The organism is Pantoea sp. QMID4, from assembly GCF_030270445.1.
GTDB lineage: Bacteria > Pseudomonadota > Gammaproteobacteria > Enterobacterales > Enterobacteriaceae > Pantoea > Pantoea vagans.
Map to the genome: position 1 here is coordinate 648,369 of NZ_BSXL01000001.1, position 24,514 is coordinate 672,882.

General features: G+C 55.5%; 11 protein-coding genes. 8 read left to right on the top strand and 3 right to left on the bottom strand.

Translation table 11 applies throughout. The annotated features are described in order from the left end of the window. Positions 1–10: 10 nt before the first annotated feature. The gene (locus tag QSK07_RS02845; RefSeq protein WP_098052965.1) at positions 11–949 is read left to right on the top strand and encodes an ABC transporter substrate-binding protein; all 939 of its coding nucleotides are present in this window, start codon (positions 11–13) and stop codon (positions 947–949) included. Positions 950–1,212: 263 nt separating this feature from the next. After that, positions 1,213–2,097, top strand: a complete 885-nt coding sequence (locus QSK07_RS02850; protein ID WP_285720392.1) for a GGDEF domain-containing protein — start codon at positions 1,213–1,215, stop codon at positions 2,095–2,097. 35 nt (positions 2,098–2,132) lie between these two features. On the opposite strand, the gene QSK07_RS02855 is transcribed toward QSK07_RS02850, so the two are convergent. Beyond that, positions 2,133–2,876, bottom strand: coding sequence for a response regulator (locus QSK07_RS02855; RefSeq protein WP_285720393.1), 744 nt, complete (start codon positions 2,874–2,876; stop codon positions 2,133–2,135). Positions 2,877–3,298: 422 nt separating this feature from the next. Here QSK07_RS02855 and QSK07_RS02860 point away from each other — a divergent pair, with 422 nt between their 5' ends. Then, positions 3,299–4,597: an NCS2 family permease gene (locus tag QSK07_RS02860; protein ID WP_197042348.1), complete on the top strand. Its 1,299-nt coding sequence runs from the start codon at positions 3,299–3,301 to the stop codon at positions 4,595–4,597. A 608-nt stretch (positions 4,598–5,205) separates the two neighbouring features. Here the strand turns inward: QSK07_RS02860 and QSK07_RS02865 are convergent. After that, positions 5,206–5,640 (bottom strand): hypothetical protein, encoded by a 435-nt coding sequence (locus QSK07_RS02865; RefSeq protein ID WP_285720394.1) that lies wholly within the window; start codon positions 5,638–5,640, stop codon positions 5,206–5,208. A 151-nt stretch (positions 5,641–5,791) separates the two neighbouring features. Continuing rightward, a complete protein-coding gene (locus QSK07_RS02870) occupies positions 5,792–7,246 on the bottom strand; it encodes an AMP nucleosidase (protein ID WP_033783426.1) in 1,455 nt (484 codons plus the stop codon). A 462-nt stretch (positions 7,247–7,708) separates the two neighbouring features. Here QSK07_RS02870 and QSK07_RS02875 point away from each other — a divergent pair, with 462 nt between their 5' ends. The 5 genes from QSK07_RS02875 to QSK07_RS02895 all read left to right on the top strand — a co-directional run bounded on the left by QSK07_RS02875 (position 7,709) and on the right by QSK07_RS02895 (position 24,513). Beyond that, entirely contained in the window at positions 7,709–9,118 is a 1,410-nt protein-coding gene (locus QSK07_RS02875) for an EmmdR/YeeO family multidrug/toxin efflux MATE transporter (protein WP_275223156.1), read from the top strand. A gap of 196 nt (positions 9,119–9,314) precedes the next feature. Next, entirely contained in the window at positions 9,315–10,427 is a 1,113-nt protein-coding gene (locus QSK07_RS02880; RefSeq protein WP_285720395.1) for a lactonase family protein, read from the top strand. A 162-nt stretch (positions 10,428–10,589) separates the two neighbouring features. Beyond that, a complete protein-coding gene (locus tag QSK07_RS02885; RefSeq protein ID WP_010670871.1) occupies positions 10,590–10,745 on the top strand; it encodes a hypothetical protein in 156 nt (51 codons plus the stop codon). A 409-nt stretch (positions 10,746–11,154) separates the two neighbouring features. After that, positions 11,155–12,822, top strand: coding sequence for a ShlB/FhaC/HecB family hemolysin secretion/activation protein (locus QSK07_RS02890; protein ID WP_285720396.1), 1,668 nt, complete (start codon positions 11,155–11,157; stop codon positions 12,820–12,822). A gap of 15 nt (positions 12,823–12,837) precedes the next feature. Then, positions 12,838–24,513, top strand: coding sequence for a hemagglutinin repeat-containing protein (locus QSK07_RS02895; RefSeq protein WP_285720397.1), 11,676 nt, complete (start codon positions 12,838–12,840; stop codon positions 24,511–24,513). The last annotated feature ends 1 nt before the right edge of the window (position 24,514 follow it).

Sequence of the window (24,514 nt, forward strand, 5' to 3'; positions counted from 1 at the left end):
GAGAAGGTCTATGCGTTTTAATCCGATTGTAACCGGGCTGCTGGCGGCGACGCTGTTCAGCACCGGTCTGGCTCAGGCAAAAGAACTTAAATCTATCGGCGTGACGGTCGGCGATCTGGCTAATCCCTTCTTTGTGCAGATCACTAAAGGCGCAGAAATGAAGGCGCGTCAGCTGGCGGGCGACAAAGTCAACGTGACGCTGGTCTCCAGCGGCTACGATCTCGGTCAGCAGGTCGGCCAGATTGATAACTTTATTGCGGCCAAAGTCGACATGATTATCCTCAACGCCGCCGACTCCAAAGGGATCGCTCCGGCAGTGAAGCGGGCGCGTGACGCCGGTATCGTGGTGGTGGCGGTCGACGTGGCCGCCGATGGCGCCAATGCGACCATCACCTCCGATAACACCGAGGCGGGCGCGATGGCCTGTAAATATATCTCTGACCGCCTGAAGAACAAAGGCAACGTGGTCATCATCAACGGACCGCCGGTTTCAGCCGTACAGAACCGTGTTGAAGGCTGTATGAACGAGCTGAAAACCCATCCGGACATCAAGCTGCTCTCGTACAACCAGAACGCCAAAGGCAGTCGTGAAGGCGGACTGGAAGTGATGACCGGTCTGCTCTCGGCTAACCCGAAAATTGACGCCGTGTTTGCCATCAACGACCCGACCGCGATTGGCGCGGACTTAGCCGCGAAACAGGCGCAGCGCAGCGAATTCTTTATCGTGGGCGTCGATGGATCGCCGGATGGGGAAGAGGCGCTGAAACGTAGAAACTCGCTGTTTGTCGCCACGCCCGCCCAGGACCCGCAGGTGATGGCGGCTAAAGCGGTTGAGATTGGTTATGACATCCTGCAGGGCAAACCCGCGCCGGATAAGCCGGTGCTGATCCCGGTGAAACTGATCGATCGTAATAATATCGGCAGCTATCAGGGCTGGACGGTGAAATAGCCGCGAAGGTGGCACTTTTTTTAGTGCCGCCTGAATAAACAGAGTTTTGTCATGAAGTTTAAACGGGTTGGGTGCGAAGGTTGTTTATCTCCAAATAGATTAAATGGGTCAAAAATGCGCTTTTATCTGTAGATCGCCCTGGTATTTTCAGCGTAATGTCTCAGAAAAATGCTGTTACGAGGCGTCGCTATGATAACCAAACTCGCCGATCCTTTCTCTTATCAGGATTTAAATAGTGAAAAAAAGTCCTAATACTCAATGATATGCTCAACATTAGTGTGGATTGCATTAAACTTATTCACAGTGATGGTCGCATTTTATTCATGAATAGAGCGGGCTGTGAAGCGCTTGGTGTTGACTGCGACGAGACAGAATTTGGTATGGACTGGCTCTCTTTGCTGCCGGTGTCGGTCCACCACCGGGGAAAGGTCGCTCTGCGTAAGGCGCAGAGCGGTCAGTGGGCAGGATTTCGCGGAATGAGCCACACTGACGACGGTGAGATCGTTCACTGGGACAATATGTTAACGCCGGTGCCTGACCCTGAGGGCAAAACGGCCTGCATACTCTGTATCTCCCGCAACATCACTGAGCAGGTTAAAGCTGAGGAAAGACTGAAGTTTCTCAGTGAATATGATGTGCTGAGTGGACTCGCCAATCGAAGAACATTTCATAAGTTTCTGAAAAAAAAGGTTGTTACTGCAAAAAAAGAGAAAAGTAAGTTTGCGGTGCTTTATATTGACCTGGACAATTTTAAAAACATTAATGATTCCCTTGGGCATGCCGCGGGGGACAAAGCGATTCAGCACTTCAGTTCAGAGCTGAAAAGAGTGAGTCCTGATCGTTATTTCCTTTCGCGTCTGGGCGGCGATGAGTTTGCAGTTGTCATGCACTACTCACACTCTGGTGAACTTACAGGTTTTGCCAACAACATTCTGACGGAGATCAACCGAAAGGTTGTGTTTAAAAAAGCCTGTGTCAGGTTTGGTATTACAGTTGGAGCGGCAATTTTTCCGCACCATGGTGTCAGCCCTGAAGAACTTTTAAGTTCAGCGGATCAGGCTATGTATCTGCAAAAGAAAGCGGGAAAAAACGGCTTCAGGATCTACTCCCCTGACCCGGCTTTGGACCCGCTTATTGACAGGCTGTAATGTGCGTGCAGCCTTTTCGCTGCCTGAAAGGACATTCAGGCGATCTGGCTGGCGCGAGGTGCGGTTTCCGGTTTCATCACATCAGCCGAAAACACGTAACCCAGCCCGCGAATGGTGCGGATCAGGTCAGGCTGATGCGGGTTGGTTTCAATTTTACGGCGCAGTCGCATGATCAGCACGTCGATGGTGCGGTCAAACACATCGAGACTTTCACTGTGGGTCAGTTCCAGCAGCTGATCGCGGGTCAGCACCTTACGAGCGTGACGCACCAGCGCGCGCAGCAGGCTGTATTCTCCCTGAGTCAGCGGTACCAGTTCGCGCTGCGGATTAATAAGCTGGCAGCGGCCGTCATCGAGTTGCCAGCCGCCAAAACGCCAGCCCGCCTGTTCTGAATCGGCCTGTACGATACGCCCGCTGCGACGCAGGGCTGCCCGGGCGCGGGCCACCACCACGCGGGGATTAAAAGGCTTGGCGATGTAGTCGTCTGCGCCCATCTCCAGACCCACCACCATCTCCGCTTCGGAGCCCATACCGGTCAGCATAATCACCAGCACTTCGGGTCGCTGACGCTGGAGCTGCTGCAACACCAGCAGCCCATTGGTATCGGGCAGCATCATATCCAGCATTACCAGCGAAATCTCCGGGTGCTCGCTGAACATCGATAACGCTTCGCGTCCCTGATGACAGCGGTAGACCGTTAACAGATGCTCACTTAACGCATCCTGCAGGACGTCGCAGACAGCAGGATCATCATCCACCACCAGAATCGCTGGCTTCATGGCGCGGCCTCAATGTTACGAAAGAGTTAATTCTGGAGTTTACACAGGCCAGAAACGGTTGCTGAGGCAGCGTGCTGAAACGTGACCAGCTTCGCCTGTGAGAGTGCGGAAGCGTGCGCTGGCGCAGAGTTTTTGGCGGTTACTGATTTGCCGCAGGAAAACGATTGCGCGGGATCGGTGCATTGCACCATAATCGCGCCCTGTTTTGATTCGGAATCTTCTTAGGCGTGTCCGGCTCTGCCAGGTAATCGATTGCGTCGGCAGATGGCATGGCAATTGCTTCGGGCAGTGGGTAACGCAGGGATTTCAGGCGGTTCTGGCACGCAGGTATGCAGCGGCCGGCATCCATGTCCCGGAAACAGAATAATCAGCATGCAAACCCCTTTGGCAAGAGAGACGGCTGTCTCCTGTATCGAGAGATGATGATGTTAGAAAAACTATTCAAACTCAAAGCGCATAACACCACGGTTCGTACCGAGATTATCGCCGGGATAACCACCTTCCTGGCGATGGCCTATATTCTGTTTGTGAACCCGAGCATTCTGGGCGCAACCGGCATGGATAAAGGCGCGGTGTTTGTCGCGACCTGTCTGGCGGCGGCGATTGGCTGCGTGCTGATGGGGCTGATCGCCAACTACCCGATCGCGCTGGCACCCGGCATGGGACTGAACGCCTTCTTCACCTATACCGTGGTGCTGCACATGGGCTACACGTGGCAGGTTGCGCTGGGCGCAGTGTTTCTCTCCGCGGTTATTTTCTTCGCGATGTCGCTGTTTAAAATCCGCGAGTGGATTATTGCCAGTATTCCGCTGCCGCTGCGCGCCGGGATTGGAGCAGGTATCGGGCTGTTCCTGGCGATTATTGCGCTGGAAGGGGCGGGCATTGTGGTCGATAACCCGGCGACGCTGGTGGGCATTGGCGATCTGACCAAACCGGGTCCGCTGCTGGCGATGCTTGGTTTTGTAGTGATCGTGGTGCTGGAAGCGCGTCGCGTCACGGGTGCAGTGCTGATCGGTATTCTGCTGGTGACCTTTATCTCGATGGGCATCGGTCTGTCGCCGTTTGCCGGTGTCTTCTCTGCGCCGCCATCCATCGCACCGACCTTCCTGCAGCTGGATATTGCCGGGGCATTTAACGTCGGCCTGATCAGCGTGATTTTTGCCTTCCTGTTTGTCGATGTGTTTGATAACACCGGCACGCTGCTGGGCGTGACTAAACGTGCCGGTCTGGCGGATGAGCAGGGCAATGTCCCGAAGATGGGTCGTGCGCTGATTGCCGACAGTGCGGCTGCACTGTTTGGTTCACTACTTGGCACCTCCACCACCACCAGTTATGTGGAATCGGCGGCGGGCGTGAGTGCCGGTGGCCGTACCGGACTGACCGCGATCGTGGTGGGTGTGCTGTTCCTGCTGGCGCTGTTCTTCTCGCCGCTGGCCTCCAGCGTGCCGGTTTACGCTACTGCGCCTGCGCTGCTGTTTGTGGCGGTATTGATGGCATCGGGACTGGCAGATATCGACTGGAAAGATATCACCACGGCCGCGCCGGTCACCGTGACTGCGCTGACCATGCCGCTGACCTATTCCATCGCTAACGGCATCGCGTTTGGTTTCATTACCTGGACGCTGGTGAAGCTGTTGAGCGGTCGCGCGAAAGAGGTGAATGCAGCGCTGGTGATTCTGTCGATTCTGTTTGTGATTAAGCTTGGGTGGTTAAGTGCCTGATTAATGCCTCGCGGCGGGCAAGTTTCGCTTTGCAGCGGGCTGGCTTTGAACAGGTTTCGCTTTGCAGCGGGCTTGCTATGAGAAGGTTACGCCCGCCAGGCGGTAGGGAGTTTCAGGTTGCCCGTGCAGGCGGACGCGTTAAGGGGCAGACGCCCGCCCCTTAACAATCCCGGCGTCCGGCAGCCTGCGCGCCCCGCTGTGCGGGGTGCCTTCGTCACGCCCTGCGGCCGACGGACCGTCCGGACGCGCCATCCCTGGCGCGAACCGTCCTTTCACCGACGTCCTGTCGGCTCATCCTGGCCTCCGATTGTTCCTCAGCGCTTCGGATGCCTCTCCCAAACCCCCGTCTGTAATACCTTCTTTGTTTTCAGATGGTGTGTTGTCTGCTGGACTGAAAGCCAAAGCCAATTACGTAAACTCACCGCTACAATCTCAGTGCCCGAAGAAGACGTGATTACCGCGGATAGGGTGTAAGGCCATTCTGGCTGCTGAGCATGAAGCCAGAGGCAATCCTGAAAAACCACAGCGATAAAGTACCCAACACAATAAGAAGAGATAACAGCAGGGGGTCAGGGAGGCCATCAGAACCGCTGAGCGGATGAGGGGTTTCAGGACGAGCGACAGGGATGTCGCGGAAAGGCGGGTTCGCGCCAGGGATGGCGCGTCCTGCCGGTCCGTGAGAAATCCGGAAGAAGCGAAGGGACCGCGAAGCGGCGGTGAAGCAGGCCGGATCCGGGGGTCAAGGGGCGCGGCGACTGGCGCCCCTTGTCGGTCGCCTGCAGAGGCGTGTCTGAAACTGCCCAACTGATCAGGCGAACGAAACCCTTCTCAGAGCCCATTCGCGCAGCGAACAATCCCAGCATCAGCTCTGCTGCCAGCCCGTTCGCGCAGTGAACAATTCCCAGCATCAGCTCTGCTGCCAGCCCATTCGCGCAGCGAACAATTCCCAGCATCAGCTCTGCTGCCAGCCCGTTCGCGCAGTGAACAATTCCCAGCATCAGCTCTGCTGCCAGCCCGTTCGCGCAGTGAACAATCCCCAGCATCAGCTCTGCTGCCAGCCCGTTCGCGCAGCGAACAATTCACAGCATCAGCTCTGCTGCCAGCCCATTCGCGCAGCGAACAATCCCCAGCATCAGCTCTGCTGCCAGCCCGTTCGCGCAGCGAACAAACCTCCCCGAGCCAGCGGCGATACACCTACCGGAAAGGCGGCTCATTAAACGTCCGCAGCTTACGCGAATGCAGCTTATCGCCCTCGGCGCGCAGCAGCTCAACCGCATGGATACCAATCTGCAGATGTTCTGAAATTGCCCCCTCATAGAAGCGGTTCGCCTGACCTGGCAGTTTGATCTCGCCGTGAAGCGGCTTGTCGGAGACGCACAGCAGCGTGCCGTACGGCACCCGGAAACGATACCCCTGCGCGGCAATGGTGGCGCTCTCCATATCGACCGCTACCGCACGGCTCAGGTTAAAGCGCAGGGCCGACGCGGAGTAGCGCAACTCCCAGTTGCGATCGTCCGTGGTCACCACGGTGCCGGTACGCAGGCGCTGCTTCACCTCTTCGCCTGGCATGCCGCTTACCGATTTGGTGGCGTCATACAGTGCGCGCTGCACTTCGGCAATACTTGGCACCGGGATGTCTGGCGGAAGCACGCTGTCGAGTACGTGATCGTCACGCAGATAGGCGTGGGCCAGCACATAATCACCAATCCGCTGGCTCTCGCGCAGACCGCCGCAGTGGCCAATCATCAGCCAGGCGTGCGGACGCATCACCGCCAGGTGATCGCAGATGGTTTTGGCATTCGACGGGCCGACACCGATATTAATCAGCGTGATGCCGCGACGATTAGGTGAGGTGAGATGCCAGGCAGGCATCTGATGCTTCTTCCACGCCAGATCAGAAAGCATCGACTCGCTGTTGGCAGTGTCGGCCGTCAGCACCACGTCACCCGCACAGGCCAAACTGTCGTAAGGGGTATTGGGATCGCGCACCTGCTCAATTGCCCAGCGCACGAACTCATCCACATAACGGGTGTAATTGGTGAACAGCACAAACGGCTGGAAATGCTCTACGCTGGTGCCGGTGTAGTGACGCAGGCGGGCCAGCGAAAAGTCGGTGCGCAGCGCGTCGAAGTGCGACAGCGGGAATTTGGCGTCGGCGTGGAACAGACCATCGGTGGTCTCATCGCCAATCTGTGACAGCTCGGTGGTCGGGAAGTGGCGCGCAATACCGGCGCTCATGGTGCGATCCAGCGACAGATCGGAACCGTCGATCACGTAAGGATAGGGGATCTCCTGGCTGGACGGCACCACGTCGATCTCCAGCTGATACTCCTTTTCCAGCATCGCCAGCTGTTCTGAAATATAGTGGCGCAGTAATGCCGGACGGGTAACGGTAGTGCTGTAACTGCCGGTATGGGTAAAGCGGCCCCAGGCACGCGTGCGGTTCTGCTGCGGACCTTCACCGTGCCAGGTGATGCGCAGCTCCGGGTAAACAAAGAGTCCCTTTTCCCGTTCCGCGGCATCGGGCAGCGTTCCGTTTTCAGTGAACACTTTAATCGCCGCACGCAGCGCATCAACAGCGCCATCGTACAGGCGTTCAAGTTCATCCAGTGCCTGCTGGCTGGTCAGGTTTTTCCGTAGTGTCGGCATGGTTTCTCCTTCCATTTTTTTCCGCGATTTGCCCCAAGCTTAGCGGGTTTGTTGCAGAGATTGGTGAAGAATCTGCGATCGCCTTTTTTTTGCGCTAACGACGCGCGTAATCTGACCGGTACGGCGCTGAGCCGGAACGCGCATCACAAAAATCTGTTAAGGAAATCTGTATGATTGAAAAAGGCGATACTGCCGTGTCTGTTGCGCTCAAAATGATAAAGGAGAGGCAGCGCAGCCAGTGGCACCGTGATGACGGCTGGTCGTAACGTCGCGGAAATAATCAGGTTTGCTACAGCGGTCAGCCTGGCGGGGCAGAATCTGCCGAATCTGAACTAAAAAGTTTGTAACCATGAATAATTTGTCCCGGAAAGACTTTGCATATTTCTCTGCCCACTATCATCATTAGATCTCGTCAGTCTCTTCTGATTTGGTAATCCTTTGCAAAATCCCGGCGTAGCAGTGATGCAGGCGATCAAGCGCACGGCGTGGTACCCGAAACGCCGCTCTTATCGCACGCTCTACTGGCGTGAAATATCGCCATTAGCAGTGCCTATCTTCTTCGAGAACGCCTGTGTGCTGTTGATGGGCGTACTGAGCACCTTCCTGGTCAGCTGGCTGGGCAAAGAGGCGATGGCGGGCGTTGGCCTGGCCGACAGCTTCAACATGGTGATCATCTCGTTCTTTGCGGCTATCGATCTTGGCACCACTGTGGTGGTGGCGTTCAGCCTGGCAAAACGCAACGGCAAGCGCGCCCGCGCCGCCACGCGTCAATCGCTGGCCATGATGACGATACTCGCCTTTGTGCTGGTGATCGCCATTGAGTTCTGGGGCCATCTGATTATCGATGCGATTGCGGGAGCGGCTGAACCCAAAGTTAAAGCGCTGGCGCTGAGCTATCTGCAGACCTCTGCCTGGAGCTACCCGGCGGCAGCCATCACGCTGATCGGCAGCGGGGCGCTGCGTGGCGCGGGTAACACTAAAATCCCGATGCTGATTAACGGCGGCATGAACATCCTCAATATCATCATCAGTAGTGTGCTGATCTATGGCTGCTTCTCGTGGGACGGTTTAGGGTTTATCGGTGCCGGACTGGGTCTGACCATCACCCGTTATATCGGGGCGATCGCGGTGATTTATGTGCTGATGATCGGCTTTAACGCCTCGCTGAAAATCACACTGTCGAGCTATTTCCGGCGCTGGAACAGCAGCATTCTGATGGAAGTTTTAGGTATAGGCGTCCCTGCCAGTATTGAGTCGGTGCTGTTCAACGGCGGTAAATTGCTGACCCAGGTGTTTGTGGCAGGCATGGGCACCAGTGAGATTGCGGGTAACTTTATCGCGTTCTCGGTCGCGTCACTGATCAACCTGCCGGGCAACGCGCTGGGTTCAGCCTCAACCATCATCACCGGTACCCGTCTGGGCAAAAATCAGGTTTTCCAGGCGGAGCGTCAGGTGCGGCATGTTTTCTGGCTGGCGACGGCGTGCCTGAGCGCGATAGCGCTGCTGACGGTGCCGCTGGCCGGGTTGCTGGCGCGGTTCTATACCAGCGACCCGGAAGTGATCAATGTAACGAAGCATCTGCTCTGGCTGAACGCGCTGTTTATGCCGCTATGGGCCGCGTCATGGGTGCTGCCGGCGGGACTTAAAGGCGCACGCGATGCGCGCTATACCATGTATGTGTCGATGTTCAGCATGTGGTGCGCGCGCGTGGTGGTCGGTTATCTGCTGGGCATTCAGCTTGGCATGGGCGTCACGGGCGTCTGGCTGGGGATGTTCCTTGACTGGACGGTGCGTGGCATCTTCTTCTGGTGGCGACTTAACAGCGGCAAGTGGCTTAACCGCTACTATAAAATGATCGCGAAAACCGGGTAGCAGCATGTATATGCCTTCTCCTTTCACCGGGGGAAGGCGTCACCTCTCAGACCTCGCCTTTAAAAATAACATCTCCGTCACATCTCCAGGCTTTCCGTTATAATTTCAGTCAGTTGCACAAAGCCAGTATTATCAGACAGAGTTAGCGTGATTCCTGCTGCGCATTGACGCAGACACTACTTATCAAGGTGACCCTATGATCCGTCTAAAAACGGCGCTGGCACTTCTGCCGCTGCTGTGTAGCACCCCGCTGTGGGCGACAACCTTTGTTTATGTGTCGAATGCCGAATCCGGCACGGTATCCCGCTATCAGCTCAGCGAGGCGAATGGCAGCCTGCAATGGCGGGGCGATACGCCCGCCGGGAAAAAGATTATGCCGCTGGCGGCCAGCCCGGATGGTAAACATCTCTATGGTGCGCTGCGCTCGCCGCCTTACGCAATCATCAGCTGGCGTGTCACCCGTCCACACGGTGATCTGCAGAAACTGGCGGTGACGCCGGTTACGGCCAGCTTTCCCTGGATCACTACCGATAAGCGCGGGCGCTACCTGCTGGCCGCGTCCTATGATAGCGATATCGTCACCAGCAACCGGATTGATGACAAAGGCATTGTGACGACTCAGGTTACGGGCGAAGTGAAAACCGGGCCGCATGCCCATTCGGTGATCACTGACGTCAGTAATCATTCGCTCTATGTTGGCAACCTTGGCGCGGATCGGGTGCTTCAATATACCTTCTCCAGTGACGGGGGCATTACTTCGCTGGGAACGGGATTTGTTCAGGGAGAGAAGAACAGCGGCGCACGGCATTCCGTGATTTCGCCAGATAATCGCTTCCTCTATAACCTTGCTGAGATGAGCGGCACCATTACGCAGTTCCGGCGTGCGGACGATGGTACGCTGACGCCATTGAAAAGCTGGCCCAACGCGGTGGCGAAGAAATATAACCTGCAGCATGGCGAGCAACGTCCTGCGGGTTACAGCGATCCGACGCCGCGCATCTGGGCGGCAGACATTAAAATCACGCCGGATGGGGAATTTATCTATGTGACCGAGCGCACCTCCAGCACCGTCAGCGGCTATCGGGTCCATAAGCAGTCGGGTGAGTTAACACTCATCGGCAGCTGGCCGGTTGAAAAACAGCCGCGCAGTATCGCAATTGATGCGCAGGGGAAATGGCTGATCGTCAGCGGAGAGAAGAGTGCGGTGATTGGCAGCTACGCCATCGATCCCGCCAGCGGCGAACTGAAACGCGTTGCTGAAGCGCCAGCTGGTAAAGGTGCGAACTGGGTGACACTGATAACGCAGTAAATGTTTTGAGCAGCCGGTGTCAGGCGGCGGCTAATGATGATGATGATTGGCCAGGCATGGCGCGTTATACCATTTTCGGCATAAGCAGCGCAGAAATTTTTGGTTCTGATTGGGCGCATAAGCGGGTTTACTCAGGGCATCAACTGATGCGGAGATCCCGAGATGAAACAGAAACTGATAGCCTGGTTTGAACAGCTGCTGAGCGGCCCTGTGGCGAGTGAGCGTGTGCATGATATTAACGTCGAACTACTGCTGCCACTGAGCCAGCTGTATGGACTGGAATATTACCCGGCAGTGCATCGTTACCATGAAAAATAACGGTTGTTGTGTGTTATCCGGTTAAAGGCCCGCTACTTTGCGGGCCTTTTTGCGTTTTAAGGCAGAGTGTCATCTGAACTCTCATGTCTGAACATGAAGATATCGCCATCACTGCGTTTAAACCTGTTAATACCTCCGTTCTGCTATAAGAAACAACAATCCTGCGCGAATAAACAGTTATGCATGCAGGACAATACTTTCATTCCTTTAACAATCAAAAAGAGCTGCATCCTGCAAAAGTTGCAGGGCAGTTGTGAATTTGATTTAAGGATTAATTATTTACCGATAATTTCACTTTTTTCGCAATTACATATTTTTTTTAAGTCAATAAGGAACTTCTGATTGTTAAGGTGGTAGTCTGCACGCCTGTCCTTACACAAAACTTACAATAAGTGCCGTTAATACTTCGATGAAAATGCCTCAGACAGGGAAGTGGCTGGTTTTCGGAGCCAGTTTGTTTATCAGCAATCTCATGGCTGCGCCGGTTACGCCCGGTGACCTTGATCTTATTCAGAATCAGCAGCAGCAGCGTCTGCAACAGGATCAGCAGCAGCGCGACGCGTTAACGCAGGCGCATCAGGTTGAGCTACAACAATCAGTGCCAGTTCCTGCTCATGGTCCCTGCTTCGATATCCGCCAGATTACCCTGCAACAGGCCACGTTAATTACGCCAGATAAGCAGGCGAAACTTGTCGCGCCTTATATCAATCAGTGTCTGAGTCTGGCGCGCATTAATCAGCTGGTGCGCGTGATATCAGAATGGTATGTCCAGCGCGGCTATATCACCAGCCGGGCCTTCCTGACAGAACAGAACCTGTCTCACGGGATTTTAACGATTACCGTGCTTGAGGGAAGGCTGGAAGAAATTCGGTTGCAGGGTGACCGTTCACGTCAGTTGAAAATGGCATTCCCGACCGGTGCCGGTCGCATTTTAAATTTACGCGACATTGAACAGGGTATGGAACAGATAAACCGGCTGCGTACCACACCGGTTCAGATTGAAATCATCCCGTCAGCTAAGCCCGGTTATTCCATTGTCAATCTGACCAGCACCCCTGAATTCCCGCTGACGCTGGGGCTGAATATGGACAACAGCGGCCAGCGAACGACAGGCACTGGTCAGCTTTCCGCCTCGCTGGTGGGTAATGACCTGCTGGGTATTGCCGATCGCTGGTTTGTCAGCGGTGGTCGCAGCAGTGCGTTCAGCGACTGGCGCGATGCGCAAAATTTCCAGGCGGGCGTCAGCGTGCCTTATGGCTATGGGCTGCTGGATTACAGCTATAGCTGGAGCAATTATCACAGCCGCTTTAACGCCAATAATTTCGACTGGTATAGCAACGGCGATAACATCTCTAATCGTCTCAGCGGCTCGTGGGTGCTGTTCCGCAACGGGCAAATCAAAACCGGCGTTCAGCTCGGGCTGAGCCACTATGTCAGCCACAACTGGCTGAACCAGACGCTGTTGCAAAGCAGCAGCCGCAAACTGACCAGTCTGCAGATCGGCTTTAACCACACACAAAAAGTCGCAGGCGGGGTGGCCACGCTTAACCCGATGCTGAGTCGCGGGATGCCCTGGTTTGATGCCGAAAGCGACAGCGGTAAAAATGACGCTATCCCCAAAGCTCAATTCCGCAAATGGAGTATCAGCAGCAGCTATCAGCGGCCGGTGACGCAGAAAATGTGGTGGCTGAGTAGTCTGTACGCCCAGTGGTCGCCCGATCGGCTTTATGGCAGCGAACGTCTGACGATGGGTGGAGAGAACTCGGTTCGGGGTTACAAAGAACAATACCTTTCCGGCGATGTTGGCGGCTACCTGCGCAACGAACTCAACTACACGCTGTTTACCCTGCCAGCCATTGGCGAGGTCAGTACCACGCTGGCGCTGGATGGTGGATGGCTTCAGAGCGAAAAACAGGATCGCTACGCCGCTGGCACATTGTGGGGCAGCTCCCTCGGACTGGGTACCCGAAATGCGCATGTCTCCACTCAGCTGTCGCTGGGCATTCCTGTCAGCTATCCCGATTACCTTGCGCCTGATCGCCTCAGTGTGTACGCGCGTATTGGACTCGTTTTTTAAATAAAGGCCCCGATTATGGATGATCAATTAACGCTTTCACTGCCGCGTCGTCTGCTGAGCTATCTCATCTGCTCACTGATCGCTTTTCAGCCACTGCTGCCTGCCTTCTCGGCTGTGATTACGCCTGCAACACAGGGTACCCAGGTCGATGCCGCCGGTAATGGCGTGCCGGTTATCAATATCGCGACGCCAAATGCGTCAGGTCTGTCGCACAACCAGTATCAGAATTACAACGTCGGCCAGGAAGGGCTGATCCTGAATAACGCGACCGACCGGTTAACGCAGACGCAACTCGGTGGACTCATCCAGAACAACCCGAATCTGAAAGCGGGACAGGAAGCGCGGGCAATCATTAACGAGGTGGTCGGGGCCAATCGTTCGCAGCTTCAGGGCTACACCGAAGTGGCGGGTAAAGCGGCCAACGTTATGGTTGCCAACCCCTACGGCATCACCTGCAACGGCTGCGGCTTTATCAATACGCCAAACGTGACGCTGACCACCGGTAAGCCGCAGCTGGATGCGCAGGGCAATTTGCAGTCGCTGGACGTGACCAAAGGTGCCATCAGCATTGAGGGTAAAGGGCTGGATGGCAGCCAGGCCGATGCGGTTTCGATCATCGCGCGCGCAACAGAAATCAACGCGGGCATTCATGCCAGGGATCTCAATGTAACGCTGGGCACAAACCGGGTTGGCGCAGATGGCAGCGTGACACCCATTGCGGACGAGGGTGCTGCGCCCTCCGTCGCCGTCGATACCGGTGCGCTGGGTGGCATGTACGCCAACCGCATTCATCTGGTCTCCAGCGAAAACGGCGTCGGCGTCAATCTCGGCAATCTGAATGCCCGGCAGGGCGATATGGTGCTGGATGCGCAGGGTCGCTTAAGCATCAACAATAGCCTGACCAGCGGCACGCTGACGGCAAAAGGCAGCAGTATCGCCCTGCAGGGAGAACATAAAGCCGGGGGCAACGTCGCGCTGACAGCGCAGCAGGATATTGCTTTAACGGGCGCAAAACTGGGTAGCGACACGGCCCTCGACCTGAACAGTCAGGGCCAGATAACGCTTAAAGGCAGCAGCCTGACGTCAGGCCAGACTGCCCGTCTCAGTGGCCACACTCTGGATATTGATAACAGCAGCAGCGGCAGTGCGGCAGACGCGATGCAACTCTCTGCCACCGCGCAGTTACAGAATAGCGGTCAGCTCACCGCCGCTAAAAAACTTGATCTTCAGGCCGCGCAGATCGTCAACAGTGGCAGCCTGATTAGTCAGGGTGACCTGCAGGTTCGCACCAGCACGCTGCAGCAGCAGGGTATGTTACTGGCTCAGGGTAACAACAGTGTCGTTGCCGGACAGCTCAGCAATGGCGGTGAGATCAGTGGCAGCAGCCTGAACGTCCAAAGTGGTGCAATCAATAACGGGGGCAAGCTGTTAAGCACTGGCGATGCGCTGATTACTGCAGACAGCATGCAGCAGCGCGGCACTCTTTCAGCCAGCAACACTAACCAGCTTAACGTTACCGGCACGCTGAACAACAGCGGTGAAGTAAGCGGGAGCAGTCTGAAGATCCACAGTGGAGCGCTGCTTAACAGCGGGAATATGCTGGGCAGTCAGCAGACAGATATTACCTCTGGCATCCTGCAGCAGGATGGAACGCTCTCATCCCAGGGCAGACTGCAGCTGAAAGTTGTCGATCGGTTAAGTAACAGCGGTGAACTGAGCGGAAACAGCCTGGATATAACCAGCGGCACGCTGGACAACAGCGGAAAAATGATCAGCAGCGGCGATGCCCTGCTCACCGCTAATCGTCTGAATCAGGACGGCACGCTCTCCGCGCAGGGGAATGCAGCGCTTAATATCGCTGACACCTTCAGCAACAGCGGCAATATGGTCAGTCAGCGCCTGCAAATTGATGCCCCGACACTGATTAACAGCGGCGAGATGATGAGTCATGGCGATGTTGTGATGAACGCCGATACGCTGCAGCAAAACGGCTCGCTCACGGCCCGGGGTGACGCGCAGCTGACCGCCCGTGGCTGGCTGGAAAATCAGGGCGCCATCAGCAGTCAGAACGCCCTGATCCTGAACAGCGCGCAGCTGCGCAATACAGGTTCATTAACTGCACTTAATCTGACTCTCACCGCCGGGCAAATCACGAATAGCGGCCTGCTGCAGGGCACTAAGCTGCTCTCCTTCCATACCGGTCAGCTGGATAACCTGGCTGCGGGTACGATCAGCTCTGACAACGACTTTGCCCTCGCGCTGCCGCAGCTCAATAACAGCGGATTGATCACCAGCGGCAAAACACTGACTGTCACAGGCGACCGGCTGAACAACAGCGGAGAGATCAACGCTGCCAGCCTGAGCACCACACTCAAAAACTTACATAATCAGCAGGGCGGTACATTGCTGGCAGATGATCAGCTCCGGTTGCAGGGCGATGCGCTGATCAATCAGGGAATGATGGCTGCCGGCACGCTGAACAGTGATGTCAGTCAGATCACTAACAGCGGAACGGTTCAGGGCGACAAGGCTTTATCGTTGCAGGGCAACACGTTAACCAACAACGGCACGCTGCTGAGCGCAGGCCAGCTCGGGGTGAAACAGCAGACGCTGGAGAACAGCGGACTGATGCAGGGCAAGCAGCTGACAGTGAATGCTGACCGCTGGCAGAACAGCGGCAATGCCCTGAGTGAGACTGACGCCGATCTGCAGAGCGATACACTGGTCAATAGCGGCAAAATTCTGGGGCAGCAGGGCATCACACTGAAATCTGACCACACCGATAACAGCGGCTGGCTGATTGCGCAGGCGCTAACGCTGCGCGGCGATATGATCAACAGCGGCCTGATTCAGGGAAATCAAAAGATTACGCTGCAGGGCAGCCAGCTGGACAATCAGCAGGGCGGCCAGTTGCTCAGTGACGGCACGCTGGACGGTGACGTTGTTGCTTTGAATAACCACGGCGCAATGCAGGCCGGGGAGATGACATTAAACGCGGGGACGTTGCAGAACGACGGCACCGTTCTTACCGGAAAAGCATTCACCGCTGTGATTAACGGTGCGCTGACCAACAGCGGCAGTCTGCTTAGCCAGCAGCAGATGAATCTGCAGGCAGCAGAGATTGATAATCAGGGCAAGCTGGCGGCGGATAACCTCAGCCTGCATGCGCCAGTGCTCAGCAACGCCGGACTGCTGCAGGGCAACAGCACGTTGCTGTTGGATCATCAGCAACTGCATAACCTCAATGGCGCGCAGTTGATCGCCGGAGGACCGCTGACGCTGACCTTAGATCAGCTGGATAACGCCGGGCTGCTGCAGGTTAACGGTAAGCTTGCGGTCAACGGCAACCGTCTCAACAACAGTGGACGCCTGTTGAGTGACAACCTCACTCTTCAGATTGGCGATACGCTGATGAACAGCGGGACGGGGCAGATCGTGACCGGTCAGCAGGCCGATCTGCAGGCACAAACTCTCAGTAACAGCGGTCAGATTGCGGCACAGCAACTTAGCGCCAGCGGCAATACGCTGGAAAACGGTGGGCTGCTACAGGGCGACGCGCTGCTGGATCTCGGATTTGCTCAGAACCTCAACCACAACAATGGGCAACTGCTGAGCGGCGATCGGCTGATCGTCAGCGGTGGCAGTGCGACCAATGATGGCAGCTGGCAGGGTCAGCAACTCGACGTCACGCTGGATTCACTTACCAATCGCGGCAGCATCAATGGCATCAGCGCCTTGCGCGCTGACATCACCAGCGATCTGATCAACAGTGGCTCGCTGGTCAGTCTGGGAGAAAGCGACCTGAACGCCAGCACGCTGCGCAACAGCGGCAAAGTGATGGCGAACAGACTGGGGCTTCAAACCACCAGCCTGAACAACGACGGTCTGTTACAGGGCAATACGGTGCTGACTGCTCAGGCTGATAACATCACGCAATCTGCCGGTGGCAAAACGCTGAGCGGCGGAACACTGACTCTCAATGCAGGCCAGATCAACACCCAAGGGCTGCTGCAGGGCGAGCAGGCAACGATCATTGCGGATAACTGGCTGCATCAGGGATCGCTGCTGGGCAGCAAAGATCTGAACGTCAGCATCAGCAATGAACTGCATAACACCGGCTCTCTGCTGAGTCAGGACAAAGCCCAGGTTGCGGCTGGCACGCTGAACAACAGCGGCTCACTGCTCAGTGAAGGGGCGATGATGCTAAACGGTGCCGCGCTGAATAACAGCGGATCGGTGCAGGGTAAAACTCTGACTATCACTCCCGGCAGTGTCATTAATCAGGGCAGCCTGATTGGGTTGCAGGCATTAACGTTTGCGGCAATGCCTCAGGTGAGCGGGCGAATGCTGCTCAGGGCGCTGGCCGCGCCAGCACGTCAGCTGATCAATAATCAGGGCGGATCGCTGCTGACGCAGGGCACGCTGAACATCAGCGGCGATGACGTTGTGAATAACGGCAGCTGGCAGGGTCAGCAGATCCTGCTGAATGCACGGCAACTGACCAATAATGGCGCGATCCAGAGTGCGGATGCGCTGCAACTGATTCTGGCGGACCGCCTTGCTGCGGGCGCGGGCAGCAAAATTTCAGCGAATGGCACGGCGGCGCTACAGGCGCTGACGCTGACTAATCAGGGCGAATGGATTGCCAGAAACCTGACGCTGCGTGGTGACACCTTAAACAATAACGGCGCCGTGACCGGTGTCGAGGCGCTGACGGTGGGCCTTAACGGTGCTCTGACCCAGCAGCAGGATAAAACGCTGCTCAGCGCGGGCAGGCTGACGCTTCAGGCATCCTCGCTCAATAATGCCGGACGCGTGCAGGGCGGCGACCTGCAGATCACTTCGGGTGCAGTGGATAACAACGGGCGTTTACAGGGTGACAACAGCCTGCTGGTCAATGCGGGTGGACGTATTACCAACGGTGGCAGCGGTACCCTGATCACCCAAAACGCCCTGACGCTGACCGGACCCGAATTGTTTAACTATGGCCTGATTCAGGGCAGTGGCAACGGTGTCGCGACGATAACCGGTTTAACGCAAAATGATGGCCGGTGGCTCTCGGGTGGCGCGCAGACACTCAATACGCCGCAGTTGAATAACAACGGCTGGTTACAGGCGTCGCAGCTCATTCTTAATGCGACCAATGCCAGCAACAACGGCACACTGCTGGCCGACGGTCAGGGCACGCTGACCGGCAATGGCTTCAGCAACCAGGGCACAGCCCAGGGCGGCAACCTTGAGGTTAATTATCAGCAGCTAAATAACAGCGGTACGCTACTGGGTAACAACCGGCTGAGTGTGATGGCCGCTCAGGTCGGTCAGCAAGGTAGTGGTCGCCTTTTCAGTGGTGGTGACCTGCTGGTTCACAGCAACGGCTTTGATCAGAGCGGTCAGGTGGTGGCGCTGGGCAACGCCACGCTGGAGATCGCGAATGGTTTCACCGGTCGCGATGTACTGGCGGCGGGCGGACGACTCACCGTCAGCAGCAATGGCGCGATAGATAACCAGGGCACGATGCAGGGCGGGGCCCTGACGCTGAGTGCAGGCGGCGATCTCACCAATAATGGTCAGCTCACTACCGGTTCGGGTGACAGTGCCTTAAGCGGCAACCGCATCGCCATGAACGGAAATGGCAGTCTGCAGGGTGGCGGTAATATCACCCTGAACAGCCGCAGTGACATCACTGTTGATGGTTTTACGGGTACGTTGGGCAATCTGACCCTCAGTGCACCGGGCAGCATCGTTAACACCGCGCTGCTCTATGCGGGTAATAATCTCTCGCTGTTTGCTAACAGTATTAAAAACCAGCGCGGCGACGTGCTGGCCGGTAACAGCATGTGGCTTCAGGGGGATGCCGCGGGGAATGCTAACGGCGAAGTAATCAATACTTCCGGCACCATTGAGTCGCAGGATGGCGATATTACAATTAATACGGGACATTTGCTGAATACGCGGGATGGGTTGAGTACCCATGAAGGGATAACTCAGCTTGCTACCCCGTCATGGGCTAAGGGAACAAATGTCAGGATTCCGTTCTCATGGTTTAAACCCAGTGATTACTACAAATACGTTAGTGGGACTCAACAACATCACGGACATGGTGATGACTGGGAGACCAAGACATACAGCTATGCACCGAATGCTGATGTCCAGGTGCAAAAAGTTGCGTATCAGTCCATCGCGGTAACCGCAAATGCAAGCGGAGGAGCAGGTCGCATTGCGGCCGGGGAAAACCTGAATGTGCAGGCCGCACAACTGGATAATTCCGCCTCCTCTTTGCTTGCACGTAATAATATGGCGCTGTCAGGGACTGAATTGAATAACCAAAGCTGGACGGATGGTACGACAACGGTTTATCAGATTTACCGTTATAACGGTGGCGCTACATCGAGTTCCTTTAACTATACACTTGATGGCAGTCCGGTTTTCGAAACCACCGGAAGCGGCAACGTTTACCGAAGCGTTATTCAGGCAGGTAACAATATTGATGCTGTTTTTAGCCAGAACATTAGTAATACTTCCAGTGACTCGCACGTCATTGGAACGATCAATACGTTAGCGACACCAGGATTAGCACGCCTCAGCCAGCAGTCAATCAGCGGTGGGGTACAGAACAAATCGTTCAGCTCGGCCGATAAAATGGCTGTTAACTCGCCTGAATGGAAAGATCAGCTGCAGAATGCACTTCAGCAAATTATCGGCGGAAGTCAACTGGACACAACGAGCGATAACAATGTTTCATTGACCCAAAACGCGGTTTCTCAGAAAGGCCATGCCAACCTCGGTTCGTCGGGCGTACTCAAAGATGCAAGTGGGTCACTTGTACCTTCGTCACTCAAGTCATATCAGGCGAAAAACGTTGACAGTAGTGCCTACCCGGTACCTGCCAGCGACAATGGCTATTTTGTGATTTCAACCAACCCCTCAAGCCGCTATCTGATTACCGTCAATCCTAAACTCAATGGTCTGGGCCAGCTGGATCAGAGCCTGTTCGGCGAGCTGAACGCAAAACTGGGCAATCAGCCCGCTACCACGCCATTACAGGAAACACGTCCTCAGTATACCGACGAGAAGGCTTTTCTTGGCTCCTCGTACATGCTCGATCGCCTGAACCTGAAGCCAGATTATGATTATCGTTTTCTCGGTGATGCGGCATTTGATACCCGCTACGTCAGTAATGCGGTACTGAATCAGACCGGTAATCGCTACATCAATGGCCTGGGATCCGATCTTGCCCAGATGCGCTACCTGATGGACAACGCGGCGGCGGCGCAGCAGTCGCTGGGACTGGAGTTTGGTGTCTCACTCTCTGCTGAGCAACTCGCCTCGTTAGACAAAAGCATGGTCTGGTGGGAAGCCACCACGATCAACGGCGAAACGGTAATGGTGCCAAAGCTCTATCTGTCGACTAAAGATGTAGAAGTGCGCGATGGCAGCGTCATTGCAGGGAACAACGTGACGCTGAACGGCGGGAACGTCACCAACACCGGCAGTAGCGTGATGGCCAAAAACGATCTGACCATCGACAGCCAGAATACGCTCAGTAACCTCAACGCCGGTCTGCTCCATGCGGGTGGTGACCTGCAACTTAGCGCACTGAACGATATTAACAACGTCAGCGCGACTATCAGCGGTAAAAAGGTTGAGCTTGAGAGTCTTAACGGTGATATCAACAACCTGACTACGTCGCAGCTCTGGCATCTGGATGCTGACAACGATAAGGGTGCGAAGAAATCCTATACCGAAACTCTGTTCGGGCCAACGGCGAGCATCACTTCACTGGATTCACTGAGCCTCAAGGCGGGCAATAATATTGCTGTCACTGGCGCAAACCTCAAAGCGGGTGGCGATCTGCTGCTGAACGCCTGGAATGATATTGCTATTACCGGCAATCAGAACGTCACTGGCAGCGCGCAATCCGGTTCCGGAAATCGCTGGCAAAAAGTTGATGCGACCAGCACAACCACAGTCAACACGGTCGGCAGCCAGATCGCCGCAGGCGGCAACATGGCGATGCAGGCGGGTCACGATCTGACGGTCACCGCCAGCAGCATCAATGCCGGTAAAAACGCGGCGCTGGCAGCCGGTAACGATCTTAATCTCAACAGCGCGTCGACCAGCCAGAATGATGTGAAGGGTAAACGTGAAACCCATTCAACCGGTCTGGATCGTACGACGCTGACCAGTGGCGGCGATTTAGCCCTTCAGGCCGGACGCGATATTAATAGTCAGGCGGCAGGCATTGCCGCAGACAAAGACGTCACCTTACAGGCAGGACATGACGTCAATCTGCTGGCGGCTGAAACGGGTTCTGGTAATAGCTACAAATCCGGGAAGAAGATCGAGATTAATGAGTCAGTACGCCAGCAGGGCACTGAAATTGCTAGCGGTGGGAGTACGACGGTTAAAGCGGGTAGGGATATGATCGCGGAAGCGGCGAGAGTGGATGCGCGAGGCGATCTTGCTGTCCAGGCAGGACGCGACGTGGCTATCACTACGGCAACCGAAAGCGATTATCACTACGACGAAGATACAAAAGTTAAGAAAAAGCTTTTCTCTAAAAAAACCATACACACAGTTCATGAAAACTCAGCAACAACTGAACAGTCTTCGGCATTAAGTGGAAATAATGTCACGATCGTCGCCGGACGCGATCTGGGCGTGACGGGTTCAAGCGTTGTAGGCGATAACAATGTTGCACTAAAGGCCGGGCGTGAACTTGCAATCACCGCGGCCACTGAAGAGGAGCATAGCTATAGCCTCAAAGAGACCAAAAAGAGCGGCATGATGAGCGGCGGGAGTATCGGCGTGACCTTCGGTAGCGCTTCTACTCGTCAGCAGCTTAATCGCGACGGCACTACCCAAAGCCAGAGCGCCAGCGCCGTAGGCAGCACTGGCGGTAGCGTCACGCTGATCGCCGGTAATAATGCCCACATCAGCGGCTCAGATGTCATCGCTAAAAAAGATATCAGCGTGGTTGGCGGCTCCGTTGATATTGATACGGGCAATGATCTTGTCAGTCGTCGTCAGGTGTATGAACAGAAAAAAAGCGGCTTAACCCTTCAGCTTACCAGCCCAATTACCGATGCCTTATTAAGCCTTGGAGAACAGGCAAAATCTGCCAGCGAGGCGGGCGACGGTCGCCTTAAAGCCCTGGGTGCGGTAAAAGCTCTGGAAAGTGGCTGGGCGATGTCGGGCGGAAAAGCCATGCAGTCCGGCCAGGCTCTGGCAAACGGCAATATGAACCAGGCAGGGATTAAAATTGAACTCAGCGTCGGCGCGAGTAAGAGTAAATCCTCATCGGAATATAACGCCAATGCTGTAAAAGGTAGTTCACTCAATGGCGGCGGCAATATTGCCGTGGTGGCGACCGGCGCTAACGGCAGCAGCGGTGATATTACACTCTCGGGCAGCGGCATTACCGGCAAAAATGTCACGCTTGCTGCGGCGCACGATCTTAACCTCACGGCGGCAACCAATAACACCGAACAGAAGAGCAGCAATAAAGCGTCTGGCTGGAGTGGCGGCGTTCATGTCGCGATAGGTAAAGAAACAGGCATTGGCGTACAGGCCAGCGGATTTATGGCCAGCGGAAAGGAGAACGGCAAAACTACCGATTACGTCAACAGCCGTGTGAACGCAAGCAATGACCTCACCCTGAGCAGCGGCAACGATACCGTGCTGTCTGGGGCGCAGGCCCTGGGTAATCGGATTGTTGCTGATGTTGGTCATGATCTGACGATGACCAGCCTGCAGGATACCGATGATTATCAAAGCAAACAGCAGAGCGCCAGCGGTGGCTTCAGCTTTACGTTCGGCAGTATGACCGGCTCCGCTGGCCTGAGCCTGAGCCAGAGCAAAGTGAACAGTGAGTACGCCAGCGTCGGCGATCAGAGCGGCCTGTTTGCAGGGAATGGCGGCTATGACATCTATGTTGGCAACCACACCCAGCTGAATGGCGCGGTCATCGCCTCAACGGCGCAGTCAGCGAACAATGCGCTCTCCACCGGTACTCTGGGCTGGTCTGACATCGACAACCACGCTTCTTACAAAGCCAGTAGCTCATCCATCAGCATGGGTGGGGGTAACGAAGATAATAAAATGTCGGGCAGTGCGATCCCGACTTCTGCCAATACTCAGGGCAGTGCATCCGGCACCACCCGTGCAGCCGTGGCGGACGGTACCATCACGGTACGTAACGGTCAGGCACAGACACAGAACGTCGCAGACCTGAGCAGAGATACCGACAACGCCAACGGCCATATCGACAAGATATTCGACAAGGATAAGGTCGCACGCAAGCTTGAGTTCGCACAGGGAATTCAGGAGCTGGGTCAGCGTGTAGCAGGCGATGTCAGCAGCTACAAAATGCAGGCTGCTGAAGATGAAACCAGAGAAAGGTTGTTGAAAGCTAACCCGCAACTTGCTGGTTATTCAACCGATGCATTAAACACTTTAATCGTAAATGATCCCGGCTATAAGGCCGTTGCAGAAAAGTGGGGCACAGGCGGCAGCTATTCCATGGCAGCAGCAGCAGTTACAGGCGTTCTTGGAGGCCTTGGCGCAAGTAACCTGGGTGCAGCCGCAGCAGGTGGAATGGCGCCTTATATCGCCAATGAAATTAAGCACGCTACCAGCACATTTGTTGACGGACAGGAGCAGACTAACGTCCTGGCTAACACCATGGCTCACGCGGTCGCGGGTGCCGTACTGGCGCAGCTTGCGGGGAACAACGCAACAGCGGGTGCAGCGGGTGCTGCGGGTGGCGAGCTGATGGCCAGATCTATCCTCAACTCAATGTATCCCGGCAAGCAAGCCAGCGAACTGACGCAGGAACAAAAGCAGGTTGTCAGCGCGCTCGGCCAGCTGGCTGCGCAATTGTCGGCGGGAGTGGCTTCTGGTTCTGTTGAAGGTGGGATTCAGGGCGCGGTTGCGGGTAAAAATGCGGTTGAGAATAACGCGCTGAGTCCGGGGGATTTTGGACAGGGAATGGCTGACTATGCCCAAGCTCAGACTTCGCTAGGTACGTCAATGATACAAAGCGGCGCATCTGCGGACGAAATATCTGCGGCTCTGGCTAAAGCTGCTCAGGGAGATATGCCGGAAGGACAGGATGCTGCTAAAGGACTGTTGATCGCGTGGGCTGAATTCTTTGGAGTGCCGGTCAGTGCTCTGACGGCTGACGGAGAAATGACTCCGCAAAGAGCAGCGGAAATACTGGCCAGTGGTATACCGGCAAGTGAAGCGAAACTGGTACAATATGTTGCAGCTAAGGCATATTTAACCATTGCTAAGAGTGCGGATCTTGGTTTGTCTGCTGAAAACCAAAAATATGTTGATATTCTTTCACCGGAAGCGAAACAACATATTTTATATGGGGATAGTCCCACGCAGGGGGGGCATCTATATCCCGGCAATCCAGGAAAAACCGTCTTCCCTCAAAGCTGGTCAGCAGACAAGGTTGTTCATGTGGTAGGTGATATCGCTACTTCTCCTGATACCCAGTGGTTTGCCCAGACTGGAACGGGAGAAGCGTATACAAAGGCCGGGAAACCAGCAAGATGGGTTGCATGGTCGGAGCAAGATGGTGTTATAGTTCGTGTGGTATACGAGCCAGCTAGCGGGAAAATAGTAACGGCGTTCCCGGATAGCAATCCGACGCCTCCAACATTAAAACCGATTAAGAAATAGA

Excerpts from the sequence above, each read along its gene's own strand:
- QSK07_RS02845 (WP_098052965.1), top strand. The coding sequence starts at position 11 with ATGCGTTTTAATCCGATTGTAACCGGGCTGCTGGCGGCGACGCTGTTC.
- QSK07_RS02850 (WP_285720392.1), top strand. The coding sequence starts at position 1,213 with ATGCTCAACATTAGTGTGGATTGCATTAAACTTATTCACAGTGATGGT.
- QSK07_RS02880 (WP_285720395.1), top strand. The coding sequence starts at position 9,315 with ATGATCCGTCTAAAAACGGCGCTGGCACTTCTGCCGCTGCTGTGTAGC.
- QSK07_RS02885 (WP_010670871.1), top strand. The coding sequence starts at position 10,590 with ATGAAACAGAAACTGATAGCCTGGTTTGAACAGCTGCTGAGCGGCCCT.
- QSK07_RS02860 (WP_197042348.1), top strand. The coding sequence starts at position 3,299 with ATGATGTTAGAAAAACTATTCAAACTCAAAGCGCATAACACCACGGTT.
- QSK07_RS02890 (WP_285720396.1), top strand. The coding sequence starts at position 11,155 with ATGAAAATGCCTCAGACAGGGAAGTGGCTGGTTTTCGGAGCCAGTTTG.
- QSK07_RS02895 (WP_285720397.1), top strand. The coding sequence starts at position 12,838 with ATGGATGATCAATTAACGCTTTCACTGCCGCGTCGTCTGCTGAGCTAT.
- QSK07_RS02865 (WP_285720394.1), bottom strand. The coding sequence starts at position 5,640 with ATGCTGGGGATTGTTCACTGCGCGAACGGGCTGGCAGCAGAGCTGATG.
- QSK07_RS02855 (WP_285720393.1), bottom strand. The coding sequence starts at position 2,876 with ATGAAGCCAGCGATTCTGGTGGTGGATGATGATCCTGCTGTCTGCGAC.
- QSK07_RS02870 (WP_033783426.1), bottom strand. The coding sequence starts at position 7,246 with ATGCCGACACTACGGAAAAACCTGACCAGCCAGCAGGCACTGGATGAA.
- QSK07_RS02875 (WP_275223156.1), top strand. The coding sequence starts at position 7,709 with ATGCAGGCGATCAAGCGCACGGCGTGGTACCCGAAACGCCGCTCTTAT.